The following is a 16686-nucleotide window of genomic DNA, read 5'->3' on the forward strand; positions in this document are numbered from 1 at the left end:
GGGAGTGTCAAGCGCCGCAGGTCAGCATTCGGCCGCGGCCCGCCGGTTGGCACGGCGCTTGATGGCCCAGCCGGCCAGCCCGCCCACAACGAGTACGGCAAGCCCGACCAGCAAGTACTTCGCGTGATGCGAGACAACGGCATACAGCGCCGCGATGTGACTGCCGGCCAGATAGCCGGCGAACACCCAGACAGCGACCCAAACGGTTGAGCCCAGCGCGTTGTAGGCCAGATACCGCCGCCACCTCATCCGGGCCAGTCCGCAGACGATCCCGCTCGCTTGCCGCAGTCCGTCCACGAACCGGCCGATCAGCACGACGAACACGCCGCGTCGGCCGAAGAAACGTTCCGTCGCCGCTAGGCGCTTCTCGGTCAAAAATACGTAGCGGCCGAAGCGCAACACCAGCGCCCGGCCACCGAACCTCCCGATGGCGTAGCCGCTGTTGTCGCCGCACACGGCGGCCAGCAACCCGGCGATCAATACCAGAGCCAGGCTCAGCTCACCGGCGCCGGCATAGATTCCCGCGGCGATGAGGATGATCTGGCCCGGCAACGGGATGCCGATCCCTTCCAACCCGACCAGCAGGACCACCGCCGCGTACCCGTATCGGTCGAGCGTTGGGGCGAACGACTGGAAGACTCCGGGCAGCTGCGAGGACATCAGCCTAGGGTGCCCGAAGATCGCGACGACTAGACGTTGCGACGGTCAGGATCGGTTCGGCGCCGGCTCGAACGGGTAGGTAAGCGGATATGCGCCCGACGGCAGGAACGGCCCGGCCGCGGCGCGAAAGCGGGTTGCGGCGGGCGCTTCAAGAGTTTCTCTCGGTGCCGCTGGCCATCATCGCGGGATTCATCGTGCTCGCGGTGATCACCAGCGTGCTGGACGGCTCGGATGCCGAATGGCTCAAACCCGCCGCGCACGCGCTGTCCAAATTGGCGCCGCCGCAGGAAAACCAGTCGATGCTGCGCACCGTCGCGCCGGGGATGCTCACGCTGATGACCATCACCTTTGTGCTGCTGCTCACCCTGGTGCACCGGATGGCGGACGTGTTCACCTGGGTGGTGGTGGAGCAGTTCCTGCGCCGCCGCGTCAACCAAGCGTTCTTCGGGTATTTCGCCGGTCTCTCGGCGTACTACGTGGTGGTGCTCGCCCTGGTCGATCCCGAGCACGCTGTGTTCAGCACCGCCAGCGCCCTGCTGCTCAGCGTGCTCGCACTGGCGGGGCTGGTGGTGTTCGGCTACCTGGTGCTCGACCAGCTGCGGCCGCCTTCGGTGGTGGAGCGCATCGTGCAGCACACCATCGCCACCCGCACCCAGCAGTTGAACTGGTTGGGCCGGATGCGGCACGAGCCGCAGCTCGAGCACCTGCCGGCGGTCACCGTCCGGTCCGAGTGCAGCGGATATCTGGTTGACATCCACTTGGACACCTTGCGGCGCGCGCTGGATTCGGCGCAGGGCGACGCCGAGATCGAGTTCATCGCCAGGCTGGGCAGTCACTTCGTCACCGGATCGGAGCTGGCCACCGTGCGGGCCGAGAACGCCGACGAACGCGCCCGGCTGGTTGATGCCGTCCTGGATGCGTTGCGCTGCGGCAGAGAGCGGCAACTGGACCGTGAGCCGTCCTACGGTGTGCACCAGTTGGCCAGCATGGGGTGGGCCGCTGCGACACAACGGGATCCGGAGGCCGCGCTGGTGACCGTCGACGGGCTGCACGTGCTGCTGGCCCGCTGGGCGCGCGAGTCCGTATCGGCGGCCGCGACCGGCAACGGCGAACGGCCGCTGCCGATCGTGTACACCGACCGCACGATTCCCGAGGTGCTGGCGGCGTTGTCGAGCATCGCGGTCGGTGCGATCAACGGAGGCCAGCATCAAACCTGTGCCCGGGTGCTGGACGTGTTCGCCAAGGCCATCCCACAGCTGTCCGGGGACGACCAGCGTAAAGCGGTCGCGCAGCTGCGTTACGCGCTGCCTACGGCGACCCGGCACCCCTTCACCGCCGACCTCGACCGTGCCCTGACCGGACTGGGCAGGGTGCTTTCGGAATATGGCCACAGCGATGCGGCATCCGAACTGCAGCGGGTCGAGGCGCGACTGAACGGCCGATTGCCGGGCTGAGGGCGCGACGACTACGACCGGCGGCCCAGCGTCCGCCACAGGAACGAGTAACTCAACGCAGATTTGAATGCGAGCTGCTCATTGTCGGCCGCGCCGCCGTGGCCGCCCTCGATGTTCTCGTAATACCAGACCGGTTGGCCGAGTGCCTCCAGGGCGGCCGTCATCTTGCGGGCATGCCCCGGATGCACCCGGTCGTCGCGCGTGGACGTGGTCATCAGTATCGGCGGGTACTTCCGATCGCCCGAAATGTTCTGGTATGGCGAGTATTCGGAGATGAACGCCCAGTCGTCGGGGTTGTCGGGGTCGCCGTACTCGGCCACCCAGGAGGCTCCGGCCAGCAGCAGGTGGTAGCGCTTCATGTCGAGCAGCGGCACACTGCAGACCAGCGCGCCGAATTTCTCCGGGTACTTGGTCAGCATGATGCCCATCAGCAGTCCACCGTTGCTGCCTCCCTGGGCGCCGAGTTGGTCAACGGTGGTGATGCCGCGCGCCACCAGATCGTCTGCCACGGCGGCGAAGTCCTCGGCCACCTTGTGCCGGCCCTCGCGCATCGCCTGGGTGTGCCAGCCCGGTCCGTACTCACCGCCGCCGCGGATGTTGGCCAGCACGTAGGTGCCGCCACGCGCGAGCCACAAACGGCCCAGCACTCCGCTGTAACCCGGCGTGTTCGACGTCTCGAACCCGCCATAACCATAGAGCAGGGTGGGGGTCGGCCCTTGGCTGTCATCGGGGCGCACCACGAAATAAGGGATCGGTGTCCCGTCCTTCGATGCCACGAAATGTTGTGTCACGGATATGTTTTCGGCATCGAAGAACGACGGCGCGGATTTGATCTGCTCTAATGCTTCCGCGCCCGTGCCACGCAACAGGCGGGACGGTGCCGTGAACCCGCTGGAATCCAGGAAGAACTCGTCGCCGGTGTCGTCGGCGGCAACGACCACGGTGTTGGTCGACTCTGGCAGGCCCTGGACCGGTTCGCGCTGCCAAGTCCCCGGGCTGACGATATCGACTCGGCTGGCGACGTCGGCCAGCGAAACGAGCAGCAGCCGGTCCTTGGTCCATGCGTAGTGGTACAGGCAGGTGTGCTCGTCCGGCTCGAAAACTACCTGTAAATTCCGTGCGCCACCGAGGAATTCGTCATAGTTAGCGGCCAGCAGGGAACCGGCGCGGTACGTCGTCCCCCCGACGGACCAGTCCGTGCGCAGCTCGATCAGGAGCCACTCGCGGTGCACCGAGATGCTGCTGGCGTCAGTCGGGACATCGATGGAAACCAGTTCCGCGCCCCGCAGCTCGTAACGCTGCCGGTTCCAGAAGTCCAGCGAGCGCCCGACGAAGGTGCGTTCGAATCCCGGTGTGCGGTCAGTGGAACCACCGGCGCTGACGTCGGTGCGGGCTCCCTCGAAGACAGTCTCGGCGTCTGTCAGCGGTGTGCCGCGGCGCCACCGCTTGAGGATCCGCGGGTAACCGGACTCGGTCAACGAGTCCGGCCCGAAGTCGGTGCCCACCAGCACGGTGTCCGGGTCGTCCCAGCCGGTCTGCGACTTGGCTTCCGGCAATTCGAACCCGTCGCTGACGAATTCGCGTGTCCGCATGTCGAATTCGCGCACGATCACCGCGTCCGACCCGCCGGGGGACAGGCTGATCAGTGCACGGGTGAGCTCCGGTTCGAGGACGTCCGCCCCGGCCCACACCCAGTTTCTGCCGTCGGCCCGGCCCAGTTCGTCGACATCGATGAGGACGTCCCATTCCGGAGAATCGGTGCGGTAGCTATCCAGCGTGGTACGCCGCCACAGCCCGCGCGGGTTGGTGGCGTCGCGCCAGAAGTCGTACAAGTAGTCGCCGCGCCGGCGCACGTAGGGAATCCGGGCGTCGGTGTCGAGCACCTCCAGCGCCTGCACGCGCATCGTCTCGAAGTCGTCGTCGCAGAACTGCGCCTTGGTCGGCTCGTTGCGGGCGCGGACCCAGTCGAGGGCCTCGTCACCGGTGACTTCCTCGAGCCAGAGGTACGGGTCTTCAGCGTCAGATGCCATGGCTGCCATTGTGGTCCCGGCGGTACTGTGAGCTGTATTACATGAACCGAAAGAGGAGCCGAGAGATGCCTGTCTTTGCACGTCCGGGTGATTCCGGGGCGCTCATGTCCTACGAATCGCGGTACGGGAACTTCATCGGCGGCGAGTGGGTCGCGCCCGCGGCGGGCCGCTACTTCGAGAACCCCACACCGGTCACCGGTCAGCCGTTCTGCGAGATCCCCCGCTCCGATGAAACCGACATCGAGAAGGCGCTCGATGCGGCGCACGCCGCCGCGCCCGCGTGGGGCAAGACCTCGCCCGCAGAGCGCGCGGCCATCCTGAACAAGATCGCGGACCGCATCGATGCGAACGCGCACGCGTTGGCCGTCGCGGAGGTGTGGGACAACGGCAAACCGGTCCGCGAGGCCATCGCCGCCGACATCCCGTTGGCCGCCGACCATTTCCGCTACTTCGCGGCGGCGATTCGCGCCCAGGAGGGCGCCTTGTCCCAGATCGACGAGGACACGGTGGCCTATCACTTCCACGAACCGCTCGGCGTCGTCGGGCAGATCATCCCGTGGAACTTCCCGATCCTGATGGGCGCCTGGAAGCTGGCACCAGCGCTGGCGGCGGGCAACGCGATCGTGCTCAAGCCGGCCGAACAGACCCCGGCCTCGATCCTGTTCCTGATGTCCCTGATCGGTGATCTGCTGCCGCCCGGCGTCGTCAACATCGTCAACGGATTCGGCGCCGAAGCCGGGAAACCGTTGGCCTCCAGCGACCGGATCGCCAAGATCGCCTTCACCGGGGAAACCACCACAGGGCGACTGATCATGCAGTACGCCTCGCAAAACCTGATCCCGGTCACCCTGGAACTTGGCGGCAAGAGCCCGAACATCTTCTTCTCCGACGTGATGGCGGCCAACGACGACTTCCAGGACAAGGCGCTGGAAGGCTTCACGATGTTCGCCCTCAATCAGGGCGAGGTGTGCACGTGCCCGTCGCGCAGCCTGATCCAGTCCGAAATTCACGACGAGTTCCTGGAACTGGCGGCCATCCGCACCAAAGCGGTCCGCCAGGGCGACCCGCTGGACACCGAGACGATGCTCGGGTCGCAGGCCTCCAACGACCAGCTGGAAAAGATCCTGTCGTACATCGAGATCGGCAAGGGTGAGGGCGCGAAGATCATCACCGGCGGCGAGCGCGCCGAGCTGGGCGGCGACCTGTCCGGCGGCTACTACGTACAGCCGACGATCTTCACCGGAAACAACAAGATGCGGATCTTCCAGGAGGAGATCTTCGGCCCGGTGGTGGCGGTGACGCCGTTTGACACCTACGCCGACGCGATGGGGATCGCCAACGACACCCTGTACGGCCTCGGCGCGGGAGTGTGGAGCCGGGACGGCAACACCGCCTACCGAGCCGGCCGGGAGATCAAGGCCGGACGGGTGTGGGTGAACTGCTACCACGTTTATCCGCCGCACTCAGCCTTCGGCGGCTACAAGCAGTCGGGCTTCGGTCGCGAGGGCCACAAGATGGCGCTCGAGCATTACCAACAGACCAAGAATTTGCTGACCTCCTACTCCGACAAGGCGCTGGGATTCTTCTGATGGACGCTCCGCCCGGGGCGCTCATCACCACCGGGGCGGCCGCGCTGCTGACTCGCCTGCAGGAACGGCACGGCCCGGTGATGTTCCACCAGTCCGGCGGTTGCTGTGACGGGTCTTCGCCGATGTGTTACCCGCGCGGCGACTTCCTGGTCGGCGACCGCGACGTCCTGTTGGGCGTGCTCGACGTGGGGGAGGAGGGTGTGCCCGTTTGGATCTCGGGTCCGCAGTACCAGACGTGGAAACACACCCAACTGGTCATCGACCTGGTGCCCGGACGGGGCGGCGGGTTCAGCCTGGAGGCACCCGAAGGGGTGCGGTTTCTCAGTCGCGGGCGGGTCTACAGCGACGCCGAGAAGCAGTTGGTACAGGCCGCTCCGGTGATCACCGGAGCGGCCTACGAACGCGGTGAGCGACCCTCGGTACGTGGCTTCGTGGTGGATCCGCGGGACGCGCCGGACGCGCCGGGAACGTGCCCGATCCCGTAGCGGAGACTCAGTAAAGTCGTACACCGTGATTCCGCTTCCGCGTGCGTGGCTGCTGGCCAGCGCCCTGCTGATCGGGAGTGCGGTTGGGCAACTGCTCGGCGTCGTCTCCAGCCTGCTGGTGCACCGGATGCGTCCGGATGTGGCAATTGCCCTGGTCGTCGGGATCCCGAGCCTGATCGGGCTGTCGGTGATCTTGTTCTCCGGACGTCGGTGGGTGACGATGCTCGGCGCGGGGATCCTCGCGTTGTCGCCCGGTTGGCTGGGCATGCTGGTCGCGTTGCGGGTCGTCGCCGGTGGCTGACGACAAGGCGGACGACGAACGCGTCTCGAGCCCGGGAACCGAACCCTTCGTACCGGACTTCGACAGCGGTGAGGTGCCGCTGGCCGCGGAGTACGACGCCGGCGAGCCTTCGGTGCCGTTCGTGCCGAACTTCGACGACACGGACTCCCAGCCGGTTCTCCCATTGCCAGGCCTGGACGAGCCGGCCAAGAAGGCCGAGCCGGAGCCGCAGGAGCAGCCCGCACCGGTGGCCGCCCCGGCGGTGCCGGACGCGACGGCCGAGACACCGGGTCCGGTCGTCGTCCCGGGTCGCTACCTCTACCTGAAGTGGTGGAAGTTGATGTTGGTGCTACTCGGTGTGTGGTTTTTCGCCGCGGTGTTCGGGCTGAGTTTGTACTACTGGTGGTACCACACCCTCGACAAGACGCCGCCGGTGTTCGCGGTGTTCGTCTACGTCATGGCCTGCTCGGTGGCTGGGCCGGTCCTGGCGATGGTGAAAGGCAAACCGCTGATTGCCGCGCTGTCGATCGCTGTGATGTCGGCACCATTCGCCTCCGTGGCCGCGGCGGCACCGCTGTATGGGTCCTATTACTGCGAGCGGGTGACGACTCCGTGTTTGATGGGCGTGCTCCCGTACTGAGTCTCAATAGGTGGTGACCTGGGGGCACCTCCCGCTTGCGGCGGGACTACGCCCCGCTTCGCCGCGCTGGCGATCACCACGGGGCCCGATGGCGGTGAGCCGCTGCGCCCCGCTTCGCGGCGTTGGCGATCACCACGGGGCCCGATGGTGGTGACCCGCTGCGCCCCGCTTCGCGGCGCTGGCGATCACCACGGGGCCCGATGGTGGTGAGCCGCTGCGCCGCGCTTCGCGGCGCTGGCGATCACCACTAGGGTGAACTGGTGACTTCTCACTATGACGTCGTCGTTCTCGGAGCAGGTCCCGGCGGATATGTGGCGGCCATTCGCGCCGCACAACTCGGCCTGAACACCGCAATCGTCGAGCCCAAGTACTGGGGCGGGGTCTGCCTCAACGTCGGCTGCATCCCGTCGAAGGCGTTGCTGCGCAACGCCGAACTGGCGCACATCTTCACCAAGGAAGCCAAGGTCTTCGGCATCAGCGGGGAGGCCACCTTCGACTTCGGAGTGGCCTACGACCGCAGCCGCAAGGTGGCCGAGGGCCGGGTGGCCGGCGTGCACTTCCTAATGAAGAAGAACAAGATCACCGAGATTCACGGCTACGGCCGATTCACCGATTCGCACACGCTGGCGGTGGAACTCAACGACGACGGCGGGACCGAAGAGGTCACGTTCGACCACGCCATCATCGCCACCGGCAGCAGCACCCGACTCGTCCCAGGCACGTCGCTGTCGGAGAACGTGGTGACCTACGAGAAGCTCATCCTGACCCGCGAGCTGCCGAAGTCGATCATCATCGCCGGCGCCGGCGCCATCGGCATGGAGTTCGGCTACGTGCTGAAGAACTACGGCGTCGACGTCACCATCGTCGAGTTCCTGCCCCGCGCGCTGCCCAACGAGGACGCCGACGCGTCCAAGGAGATCGAGAGAGCGTTCAAGAAACTCGGCGTCAAGATCCTGACCGGCACCAAAGTCGAATCGATAACTGACAGCGGCTCTAGCGAAGGCGGGGTCACCGTCAGCATCAGCAAGGACGGTAAGTCCGACGAGCTTAAGGCCGAAAAGGTGTTGCAGGCCATCGGGTTTGCGCCCAATGTCGAGGGCTACGGCCTGGACAAGGCGGGCGTCGAGCTGACCGACCGCAAGGCCATCGGCATCACCGACTACATGCAGACCAGCGTCTCGCACATCTATGCGATCGGCGACGTCACCGCTAAATTGCAGCTCGCGCACGTGGCCGAGGCCCAGGGCGTGGTAGCCGCCGAAACCATTGCCGGCGCAGAGACTTTGGCGCTCGGCGACTACCGCATGATGCCGCGCGCCACGTTCTGCCAGCCAAACGTGGCCAGCTTCGGACTCACCGAACAACAGGCTCGCGACGAGGGCTACGACGTGGTGGTCGCGAAGTTCCCTTTCACCGCAAATGCCAAGGCACACGGCGTCGGGGACCCGAGCGGCTTCGTCAAACTGATCGCCGACGCCAAGTACGGCGAATTGATCGGCGGGCACCTGGTCGGCCACGACGTGTCCGAGCTGTTGCCGGAGCTCACCCTCGCCCAGAAGTGGGACCTCACCGCAACCGAACTGGCCCGCAACGTGCACACGCACCCGACCATGTCCGAGGCGCTACAGGAGTGCTTCCACGGCCTGGTCGGTCACATGATCAACTTCTAAAGCATGCGGACCGAGACCGTTATCGGCGCGATCGGCGGGCTGATCGCCGGCTACATCTTCTGGCTGGCGGCCATCACCGTCGGCGACGACGTCACCACGGTGAGCAAGTGGAGCCTGGCGGTGCTGGTGCTCTCCGTGGCGTTGGCGGTCGGCGCGGTGATCGGCGGTCTGTTGATGCGGTGGCGCCGCAAGTACGGGTGGTCGGCGTTCGTGTTCGGGCTGCCGATCGCCCCCGTCACACTGACATTGGCGGTGCTGGCCAACCTCTATCTCTGAGCTCTTTGTGCTAGCCGACCGTGGGCCTTGCGCATGACAAACTAGGCTCGCGCCGCCACAGCCGCCACGCTCGGCGCGGTGCTACTGAGGGTTGTCCAGCGGTATCGCCAGCGCGGAGATGGTGGCCGCCAGGCCGTCGTACTGGGTTGCGAGCAAACAGAATTCGATCAACCGCGCTCGGTTGAGGTGGCTGGCCAGCTCGCGCCAGGTCGCGTCGGTGATGGTGCGGTTCTTGATCAGCTCGTCGGTCGCGGCCAGCAGCGCCTTCTGGCGCGCGCTGAGCACCCGGCGGGGACCGTCACCGTCGGGTGTGTCCGGCCAGGCGAAGATCGCGGCCTGGGTCTGCGCATCCAGCCCCGCCTTCAGCGCCATCCCGCGATGGTGCTGTAGCTCGTACTCGCAGGACCGCAGGTGCGCCACCCGCAGGATCACCAATTCAGTGTCGATCGTCGGCAACCGCCCCCGCATCAGGCGTGCGGAGTAGACCGCCCAGGTCCAAAACAGCGACTGGCGCGAACCCAACGTGGTGAACAGGTGCATCTCCGGTGCCCGCACCTTGCGGGCGGCCAGCTTGGCCACCACCCAGTTGATCGGACCGAGTTGACGGAACCGGCCCGACGGGATGCGCGCGACCTGGTTGCCACTCATGCCTGACGCACCAGGTAAGGCGACACGGTGCTGCGGTGCTCGTCGATATCGAGCGCGCGCCCGAGCGCAGGAAAGGCCCGCTGTGGACAGTTGTCGCGTTCGCAGACTCGGCAACCCGCGCCGATCGGTGTCGCAATGTCACCCGACAAGTCGAGTCCTTCCGAGTAGACGAGCCGGTGCGCGTGGCGCAGTTCGCAACCGAGCCCGATCGCGAAGGTTTTTCCGGGCTGACCATACCGGGCCGCGCGCCGTTCGACGGTGCGGGCCACCCACATGTAATTGCGGCCGTCAGGCATCTGCGCGATCTGTACCAGGATCTTGCCGGGGTTGGCGAAGGTTTCGTAGACGTTCCACAGCGGGCAGGTGCCGCCGGTGGAAGAGAAGTGAAAACCCGTGGCGGACTGCCTCTTTGACATGTTTCCAGCCCGGTCGACCCGGACGAAGGACAGCGGCACACCACGCACCGAGGGGCGCTGCAGCGTCGAAAGCCGGTGCGCAATGGTCTCATAGCTCACCGCATAGAACGCCGACAGGCGCTCGACGTCGTAGCGGAAGTTCTCGGCGACGTCGTGGAATTGCCGGTAGGGCAGCACCGTCGCCGCGGCAAAGTAGTTGGCGAGTCCCAGCCGGGCCAGCTTGCGGGATTCGTCGCTGGTGAATTTGCCCTCCTCGACCAGACCGTCGATCAGGTCGCCGAATTCCAGATACGCCAACTCGGCGGCCATCTTGAACACTTGCTGTCCCCAGGCCAGGTGGTTGCTGATCTCCAGCGTTTTCGTAGTGGGATCGAACCGGTGCAGCACTTTGTCGCCCAGGTCGATGCGCCTGGTGATGTGCACCCCATGCACCTCGGTGAGTCTGCGCGTCAGCTCTTGAGCCAGGTCGGCGTGATGCAATCGCATCTTGACGGTCAGCTCTTCGGCCGCGGTGTCGAGCTGGTGCAGGTAGTTCTGGCGTTCGTAGAAGTAGTCGCGCACCTCTTCGTGCGGCATGGTGATGGACCCGCTGCCACTGCTGCCGTCGAAGTAGCGCTCCTCGGTGGCCGCGGCCAGCTGCGCCGTGGTGATCCGGTAGCGCCGGTGCAGGTTCACGACGGCCCGCGCCAGCGCCGGGTGAGCGTTGACCATCTCGGCGATCTCGGTGGGGTCGACGTCGATGTCCAGGTCGCGGTCCATCGTCACTTCGCGGAGTTCGGCGACCAGTCGGGTGTCGTCCTGGGACGCGAAGAACGTCGCGTCGACGCCGAACACCTCGGTGATCCGCAACAACACGGCCACGGTCAGGGGACGGACGTCGTGCTCGATCTGGTTGAGATAGCTCGGCGAAATGTCCAGCATCTGCGCCAGCGCCGCCTGGCTGAACCCGCGCTCGCTGCGCAGCTGGCGAATGCGTGCTCCCACGAACGTCTTGGACACTTTGAGCAGCTTACCGGGGTTTGCGAAGACGCGCTTCGCAGACTTGGCATGGCCAGCGGACTGGGATGCCGTTTGGTTTTTGCGGGCGGTCGTTGGCATGATTCGCATCGACGTCTCCGGGTAAACCGGGGGTTCACACGAGGAGGAAATGGGAGCAGCGCCGTGAGCCTGGACAAAAAGTTAATGCCGGTGCCCGACGGTCACCCCGACGTCTTCGATCGTGAATGGCCGCTTCGAGTTGGCGACATCGACCGCACGGGCCGGCTGCGGCTCGACGCGGCATGCCGGCACATCCAGGACATCGGCCAGGACCAATTGCGCGAGATGGGGTTCGAGGAAACCCACCCGCTGTGGATCGTGCGCCGCACCATGGTCGACCTGATCCGTCCAATCGAGTTCCAGGACATGCTCCGCTGCCGGCGCTGGTGTTCGGGCACCTCGAATCGCTGGTGTGAGATGCGGGTCAGGATTGACGGCCGCAAGGGCGGGCTGATCGAGTCCGAGGCGTTCTGGATCAACATCAACCGTGAGACCCAGATGCCCTCGCGTATCGCCGACGATTTCCTCGCGGGTCTGCACAAGACCACCTCGGTGGACCGGCTTCGATGGAAGGGTTACCTGAAGCCCGGCGGTCGCGAAGACGCCACCGAGATCCATGAGTTTCCCGTCCGCGTCACCGACATCGACCTGTTCGACCACATGAACAACTCCGTCTACTGGAGCGTGGTCGAGGACTACCTCGCCTCGCACACCGAGCTCTTGGACGCACCCTTGCGGGTCACCATCGAGCACGAGGCGCCGGTGGCGCTGGGCGACAAATTGGAGATCATCTCTCACATTCATCCGGCCGGCTCGACCGAGAAGTTCGGACCCGGCCTGGCCGACCGCACTGTTACAACGCTCACATATGCGGTCGGCGACGAGACGAAGGCCGTCGCCGCGCTGTTCTCACTCTAACCGTACGATTGTCCCGTTAAATCCCCGCTGACCTGCGGATTTTTGTTACCAGTGGGTAGCATCTGAAACGGTTAAGTAAAACGGTGCCTTCGCAAGATTCGCAAAATGACCAGAAGTCATAACTAAATTCGCAAGTTAAATGGGTAGACCTGCGGGAATGCACTGTGCCAAGGTCGTGTTAGCACACCAGTGAAGTTCAGAGGGAAGTTGAGCCTGAAGCTTCCTGTCCGGTCCGGATGGCGGTGGCCATTCGCAATCAGTACGGAATTACCGTTAGGAGCAGCCATGTCCGAAGTTGGCACCCCGAAGAGCGCTGAGGCGATTCAGCACGACTGGGACCACAACCCCCGCTGGAAGGGCGTCACCCGCACCTACACGCCGCAGGACGTCGTCGCGCTGCAGGGGCACGTCGTCGAGGAGCACACCCTGGCCCGCCGCGGCGCCGAGGTGCTCTGGGAGCAGCTGCACGAGATGGACTTCGTCAACGCGCTGGGCGCGCTGACCGGCAACATGGCCGTCCAGCAGGTGCGTGCCGGCCTCAAGGCCATCTACCTGTCCGGTTGGCAGGTCGCCGGGGACGCGAACCTGTCCGGCCACACCTACCCCGACCAGAGCCTGTACCCGGCCAACTCGGTGCCGCAGGTCGTCCGTCGCATCAACAACGCGCTGCTGCGCGCCGACGAGATCGCGAAGGTCGAGGGTGACACCTCCGTTGACAACTGGCTGGCCCCGATCGTCGCCGACGGTGAGGCCGGCTTCGGTGGCGCGCTGAACGTCTACGAGTTGCAGAAGGCGATGATCGCCGCCGGTGTCGCCGGTTCGCACTGGGAGGACCAGCTCGCGTCGGAGAAGAAGTGTGGCCACCTTGGTGGCAAGGTGCTCATCCCCACCCAGCAGCACATCCGCACCCTGACCTCCGCCCGGTTGGCGGCCGACGTCGCCGGTGTTCCCACCGTCGTCATCGCCCGTACCGACGCTGAGGCCGCCACGCTGATCACCTCCGACGTCGACGAGCGGGACCGCCCGTTCATCACCGGCGAGCGCACCAGCGAGGGCTTCTACCGGGTCAAGAACGGCCTCGAGCCCTGCATCGCGCGTGCCAAGGCCTACGCGCCGTACTCCGACCTGATCTGGATGGAGACCGGTACTCCGGACCTGGAGCTGGCCAAGAAGTTCGCCGAGGGCGTCAAGAGCGAGTTCCCGGACCAGCTGCTGGCCTACAACTGCTCGCCGTCGTTCAACTGGAAGAAGCACCTCGACGACGACACCATCGCGAAGTTCCAGAAGGAGCTCGGTGCGATGGGCTTCAAGTTCCAGTTCATCACGCTGGCCGGCTTCCACGCCCTGAACTACTCGATGTTCGATCTCGCCCACGGCTACGCCCGCAAGCAGATGAGCGCCTACGTCGAGCTGCAGGAGCGCGAGTTCGCCGCCGAGAGCCGTGGCTACACCGCCACCAAGCACCAGCGCGAGGTGGGTGCGGGTTACTTCGACCGCATCGCCACCACGGTGGACCCGACCTCGTCGACCACGGCTCTGGCCGGCTCGACCGAAGAGGGCCAGTTCCACTGAGTTAGTTGCCGAGCAGACGCAGAATCGCACTGTTGCAGCCCATTAGCTGCGATTCTGCGTCTGCTCGCAAGAGGCCAGTGCCGCGCCGGGCGACCCTCGGCCGGCGCTGAAGTAGCATAGGCCCCGCCCAGCAACCCTGGGCGGGGCCTATTGCGGTGCAGCACAATTCGAAATATCGGAGAATCGAGATAAAGCAGTGAGCGACACAGCAATTCAGCGGGTCGGTGTGATCGGCGCAGGACAGATGGGCTCCGGCATCGCTGAGGTGTCGGTGCGCGCGGGCGTCGCGGTGACGGTGTTCGAAACCACCGAAGCGCTGGTGACCGCTGGGCGCAACCGCATCACCAAGTCCCTGGAGCGCGGTGTCAGCGCCGGCAAGGTCACCGAGCGGGAGCGCGAAAGCGCGCTGAGCCTGCTGACGTTCACCACCGATCTCGCTGACCTGGCCGACCGGCAGCTCGTGATCGAGGCGGTCATCGAGGACGAGGCGGTCAAGGCGGGGCTGTTCGCCGAACTCGACCGGGTGATCACTGACCCCGACGCAGTGCTGGCCTCGAACACCTCCAGCATCCCGATCATGAAGATCGCCGCCGCCACCCAGAACCCCAAGCGGGTGTTGGGCCTGCACTTCTTCAATCCCGTTCCGGTGCTGCCGCTGGTCGAGCTGGTCAGCACGCTGGTCACCGACGAAGTCGCCGCCGCGCGTGTCGAGCAGTTTGCCAGCGAGGTGCTCGGCAAACAGGTCGTCCGTTGTTCGGATCGATCGGGTTTTGTGGTCAACGCGCTGTTGGTGCCCTACCTGCTCTCCGCGATCCGGATGGTCGAGGCGGGCTTCGCCACCGTCGAAGACGTCGACAAGGCAGTGGTGGCTGGGCTTTCACACCCGATGGGGCCGCTGAAGCTGTCCGATCTCGTCGGGCTGGACACCCTCAAGCTGATTGCGGACAAGCTCTACGAAGAGTTCAAGGAACCGCACTACGGCCCACCGCCGCTGCTGCTGCGCATGGTCGAGGCCGGTTTGCTGGGCAAGAAGTCCGGCCAGGGTTTCTACACCTACTGAAGAGCTACCTGAGCCATTACTTCGCCAGGGTGAACTGGCAGACGTCGGTGTAGCCCTCGTGGAACAGCTTCGCGCAGCCGGTCAGGTACTTCATGTACCGGTCGTAGATCTTCTCCGACTGGATGGCGATCGCCTGGTCCCGTCTGGCTTCCAGCGCCGCGGCCCAGATCTCCAAGGTCCGCGCGTAGTGCTGTTGCAGCGACTGGATTCGCTGCAAGGTGAAACCCGCTGACGCGGAGTGCTCTTCGACCACCGGGACCGTCGGCAGGTATCCGCCTGGAAAGATCTCGGCCAGGATGAACTGGCTGAAGTGAACGATCTCGTGGGTCAGCGACAGGCCTTTGGCCCGCGCTTCCTTGAATGTGGGACGCACGATGCTGTGCAGCAGCATGACGCCGTCGCTAGGCAGCACTTCGTTGGCCATCTTGAAGAACCGGGGATAGCGCTGCCGTCCGAAGTGCTCGAACGCCCCGATGCTGACGATCCGGTCCACCGGCTCGTGAAACTTCTCCCAGCCCTCCAGCAACACCCGGGTCGAGCGCGGAGTGTCGAGCTCGTCAAACTTCTGCTGGACGTGCGCGGCCTGGTTCTCGGACAGGGTGAGGCCGATTACGTTCACGTCGTACTTTTCGATGGCCCGGCGCATGGTCGCGCCCCAGCCGCAGCCGATGTCGAGCAGCGTCATCCCCGGCTCGAGGTTCAGTTTGCCTAAGGCCAGGTCGATTTTGGCCAGCTGCGCCTCTTCCAGGGTCATATCGTCACGCTCGAAGTACGCGCAGCTGTAGGTCTGGGTCGGGTCGAGGAACAGCCGGAAAAATTCATCGGACAGGTCGTAATGCGCCTGAACGTTGCCGAAATGCGGCGTGAGCTGCACGGCCATAACGATTTCAGCCTTTCTGTTTACCGGGGTGCGCGCTCACGAGCCTCGGATGCCGCGCACCGCCCGGTGCATTCCATGCATGCTAGCCGCTGCGGATGTGTGCGTCCCCCTCGTCATCGTGGCGCCGCCCGCCAGTGGATTCACAGCGAGCCGGCGTCCAAGCCGGTGGGCTGCCGTTACATACCGGAAACAGGCCGGGCATCGGTCCTTCGCGCCATGGCAAATGTCACACGGCCGAACGCGGAGCGCTAACCCTCCCGTTGCTGCTGCCACGCCGGCACGATCGGCGACGGATGCGGCTGTGCCCGAAACTTCTCCAGCGATCCGCCCGCTTCGACGATTCCGCACAGCGCGCTCCAGCTCAGCATCGTCAGATAGTCGATCAGTTCGTCGCTGCTCATCCTCGGATTCGACATCCAGGAGTGGGTGGCCAATTGAACCCCACCGACGATCAGGTAGGCCCAGGGCTCGACGCCGCCGGTGTCCAGGCCCGCCTCCTGCATGCGGCGGCGCAGCATCACCGCGATCATCCGCGCGATGATCCGCTCGGAGTCCGCGATCACCTTGCTCTTGCTGCCCGAACTGTTGGCCATCACGAAGCCGTACGGCTCCGGCTCGGCGGCCATGGTCTCGACGTAAACCCGGATCACCTCGCGGGTCAGGTCGTAGCCGTCCAGGTTCGACGACAGCGCCGCGGCCATGTTGGGAATCAGGGTGGTCTGGGCGAACCGCATCATCACAGCCGTCGTCAGGTCGTTTTTGTCGACGAAGTAGCGGTAAAGCACCGTCTTGGATACGCCGATCTCCGCGGCAATCTCGTCCATGCTCAAAAATCGGCTCTGCCGACGGATCGCTTCGATCGTGCCGTCCACCAACTCGTTGCGTCGGTCCACCTTATGTTGGTGCCAACGCCGCTTTCGGCCATCGGTCTTGGCGGCCCGAGCCGGGAGTTGTTGTGCCACTGTCGCGATTTCCCATTCACTACATAGACGCATCGATACTACGGCTTGCAGGGGCGCTCTGTGCCGATCCCAAGGCGCGCGTGAGTGCTTGTGAACAGTGTGGGTAAC

General features: G+C 65.3%; 16 protein-coding genes. 10 read left to right on the top strand and 6 right to left on the bottom strand.

The window, feature by feature from the left end; genetic code table 11:
• Positions 1–21: 21 nt before the first annotated feature.
• Positions 22–660, bottom strand: coding sequence for a DedA family protein (locus BN972_RS01575; protein WP_036352109.1), 639 nt, complete (start codon positions 658–660; stop codon positions 22–24).
• An 89-nt stretch (positions 661–749) separates the two neighbouring features.
• Between BN972_RS01575 and BN972_RS01580 the strand changes: the two genes are divergently transcribed.
• Positions 750–2114 (top strand): DUF2254 family protein, encoded by a 1365-nt coding sequence (locus BN972_RS01580; RefSeq protein WP_036352113.1) that lies wholly within the window; start codon positions 750–752, stop codon positions 2112–2114.
• Between the two features lie 11 nt (positions 2115–2125).
• Here BN972_RS01580 and BN972_RS01585 read toward each other — a convergent pair whose 3' ends face one another.
• A complete protein-coding gene (locus BN972_RS01585; protein WP_036352115.1) occupies positions 2126–4153 on the bottom strand; it encodes a prolyl oligopeptidase family serine peptidase in 2028 nt (675 codons plus the stop codon).
• Between the two features lie 56 nt (positions 4154–4209).
• On the opposite strand from BN972_RS01585, the gene exaC reads away from it, so the two are divergent.
• The 6 genes from exaC to BN972_RS01615 all read left to right on the top strand — a co-directional run bounded on the left by exaC (position 4210) and on the right by BN972_RS01615 (position 9084).
• The gene (gene exaC / locus BN972_RS01590; RefSeq protein ID WP_036352118.1) at positions 4210–5733 is read left to right on the top strand and encodes an acetaldehyde dehydrogenase ExaC; all 1524 of its coding nucleotides are present in this window, start codon (positions 4210–4212) and stop codon (positions 5731–5733) included.
• The gene (locus BN972_RS01595; protein WP_036352121.1) at positions 5733–6218 is read left to right on the top strand and encodes a DUF779 domain-containing protein; all 486 of its coding nucleotides are present in this window, start codon (positions 5733–5735) and stop codon (positions 6216–6218) included. The genes exaC and BN972_RS01595 overlap by 1 nt, the downstream gene beginning before the upstream one ends.
• A 25-nt stretch (positions 6219–6243) precedes the next feature.
• Entirely contained in the window at positions 6244–6519 is a 276-nt protein-coding gene (locus BN972_RS01600) for a putative holin (protein WP_036352124.1), read from the top strand.
• Entirely contained in the window at positions 6512–7138 is a 627-nt protein-coding gene (locus tag BN972_RS01605; RefSeq protein WP_036352126.1) for a hypothetical protein, read from the top strand. Before BN972_RS01600 ends, BN972_RS01605 begins: the two co-directional genes overlap by 8 nt.
• 260 nt (positions 7139–7398) lie before the next feature.
• On the top strand, positions 7399–8808 hold the full coding sequence (gene lpdA, locus BN972_RS01610; RefSeq protein WP_036352129.1) for a dihydrolipoyl dehydrogenase: 1410 nt from the start codon (positions 7399–7401) through the stop codon (positions 8806–8808).
• A 3-nt stretch (positions 8809–8811) separates the two neighbouring features.
• Positions 8812–9084 carry a hypothetical protein gene (locus tag BN972_RS01615; RefSeq protein ID WP_036352132.1) on the top strand — a complete coding sequence of 91 codons (273 nt, stop codon included), beginning with the start codon at positions 8812–8814 and terminating at the stop codon, positions 9082–9084.
• 81 nt (positions 9085–9165) lie between these two features.
• Here the strand turns inward: BN972_RS01615 and BN972_RS01620 are convergent, their stop codons facing one another.
• A complete protein-coding gene (locus tag BN972_RS01620; RefSeq protein ID WP_036352135.1) occupies positions 9166–9732 on the bottom strand; it encodes a carboxymuconolactone decarboxylase family protein in 567 nt (188 codons plus the stop codon).
• Complete coding sequence (ramB, locus tag BN972_RS01625; RefSeq protein WP_036356230.1) at positions 9729–11147, bottom strand: acetate metabolism transcriptional regulator RamB; 1419 nt, start codon at positions 11145–11147, stop codon at positions 9729–9731. Before ramB ends, BN972_RS01620 begins: the two co-directional genes overlap by 4 nt.
• A 162-nt stretch (positions 11148–11309) precedes the next feature.
• Here ramB and BN972_RS01630 point away from each other — a divergent pair, with 162 nt between their 5' ends.
• From BN972_RS01630 to BN972_RS01640, 3 genes are all read left to right on the top strand, one after another.
• A complete protein-coding gene (locus BN972_RS01630; RefSeq protein ID WP_036352138.1) occupies positions 11310–12104 on the top strand; it encodes an acyl-[acyl-carrier-protein] thioesterase in 795 nt (264 codons plus the stop codon).
• Between the two features lie 285 nt (positions 12105–12389).
• A complete protein-coding gene (gene aceA / locus BN972_RS01635) occupies positions 12390–13676 on the top strand; it encodes an isocitrate lyase (protein ID WP_036352141.1) in 1287 nt (428 codons plus the stop codon).
• Between the two features lie 244 nt (positions 13677–13920).
• Positions 13921–14736, top strand: coding sequence for a 3-hydroxybutyryl-CoA dehydrogenase (locus BN972_RS01640; protein WP_390176189.1), 816 nt, complete (start codon positions 13921–13923; stop codon positions 14734–14736).
• 16 nt (positions 14737–14752) lie between these two features.
• Here the strand turns inward: BN972_RS01640 and BN972_RS01645 are convergent, their stop codons facing one another.
• Positions 14753–15616 (bottom strand): cyclopropane mycolic acid synthase family methyltransferase, encoded by an 864-nt coding sequence (locus BN972_RS01645; RefSeq protein WP_036352147.1) that lies wholly within the window; start codon positions 15614–15616, stop codon positions 14753–14755.
• Between the two features lie 248 nt (positions 15617–15864).
• Complete coding sequence (locus BN972_RS01650) at positions 15865–16611, bottom strand: TetR/AcrR family transcriptional regulator (protein WP_390176171.1); 747 nt, start codon at positions 16609–16611, stop codon at positions 15865–15867.
• Between the last annotated feature and the right edge of the window lie 75 nt (positions 16612–16686).

This window comes from Mycobacterium asiaticum DSM 44297 (assembly GCF_000613245.1).
Taxonomy (GTDB): Bacteria; Actinomycetota; Actinomycetes; order Mycobacteriales; family Mycobacteriaceae; genus Mycobacterium; species Mycobacterium asiaticum.

What these genes read in the sequence shown, in the direction of transcription:
- BN972_RS01575 (WP_036352109.1), bottom strand. Translation starts at nt 660, where the DNA reads ATGTCCTCGCAGCTGCCCGGAGTCTTCCAGTCGTTCGCCCCAACGCTC.
- BN972_RS01580 (WP_036352113.1), top strand. Translation starts at nt 750, where the DNA reads ATGCGCCCGACGGCAGGAACGGCCCGGCCGCGGCGCGAAAGCGGGTTG.
- BN972_RS01585 (WP_036352115.1), bottom strand. Translation starts at nt 4,153, where the DNA reads ATGGCAGCCATGGCATCTGACGCTGAAGACCCGTACCTCTGGCTCGAG.
- exaC (WP_036352118.1), top strand. Translation starts at nt 4,210, where the DNA reads ATGCCTGTCTTTGCACGTCCGGGTGATTCCGGGGCGCTCATGTCCTAC.
- BN972_RS01595 (WP_036352121.1), top strand. Translation starts at nt 5,733, where the DNA reads ATGGACGCTCCGCCCGGGGCGCTCATCACCACCGGGGCGGCCGCGCTG.
- BN972_RS01615 (WP_036352132.1), top strand. Translation starts at nt 8,812, where the DNA reads ATGCGGACCGAGACCGTTATCGGCGCGATCGGCGGGCTGATCGCCGGC.
- BN972_RS01620 (WP_036352135.1), bottom strand. Translation starts at nt 9,732, where the DNA reads ATGAGTGGCAACCAGGTCGCGCGCATCCCGTCGGGCCGGTTCCGTCAA.
- aceA (WP_036352141.1), top strand. Translation starts at nt 12,390, where the DNA reads ATGTCCGAAGTTGGCACCCCGAAGAGCGCTGAGGCGATTCAGCACGAC.
- BN972_RS01640 (WP_390176189.1), top strand. Translation starts at nt 13,921, where the DNA reads ATGGGCTCCGGCATCGCTGAGGTGTCGGTGCGCGCGGGCGTCGCGGTG.
- BN972_RS01645 (WP_036352147.1), bottom strand. Translation starts at nt 15,616, where the DNA reads ATGGCCGTGCAGCTCACGCCGCATTTCGGCAACGTTCAGGCGCATTAC.
- BN972_RS01650 (WP_390176171.1), bottom strand. Translation starts at nt 16,611, where the DNA reads ATGCGTCTATGTAGTGAATGGGAAATCGCGACAGTGGCACAACAACTC.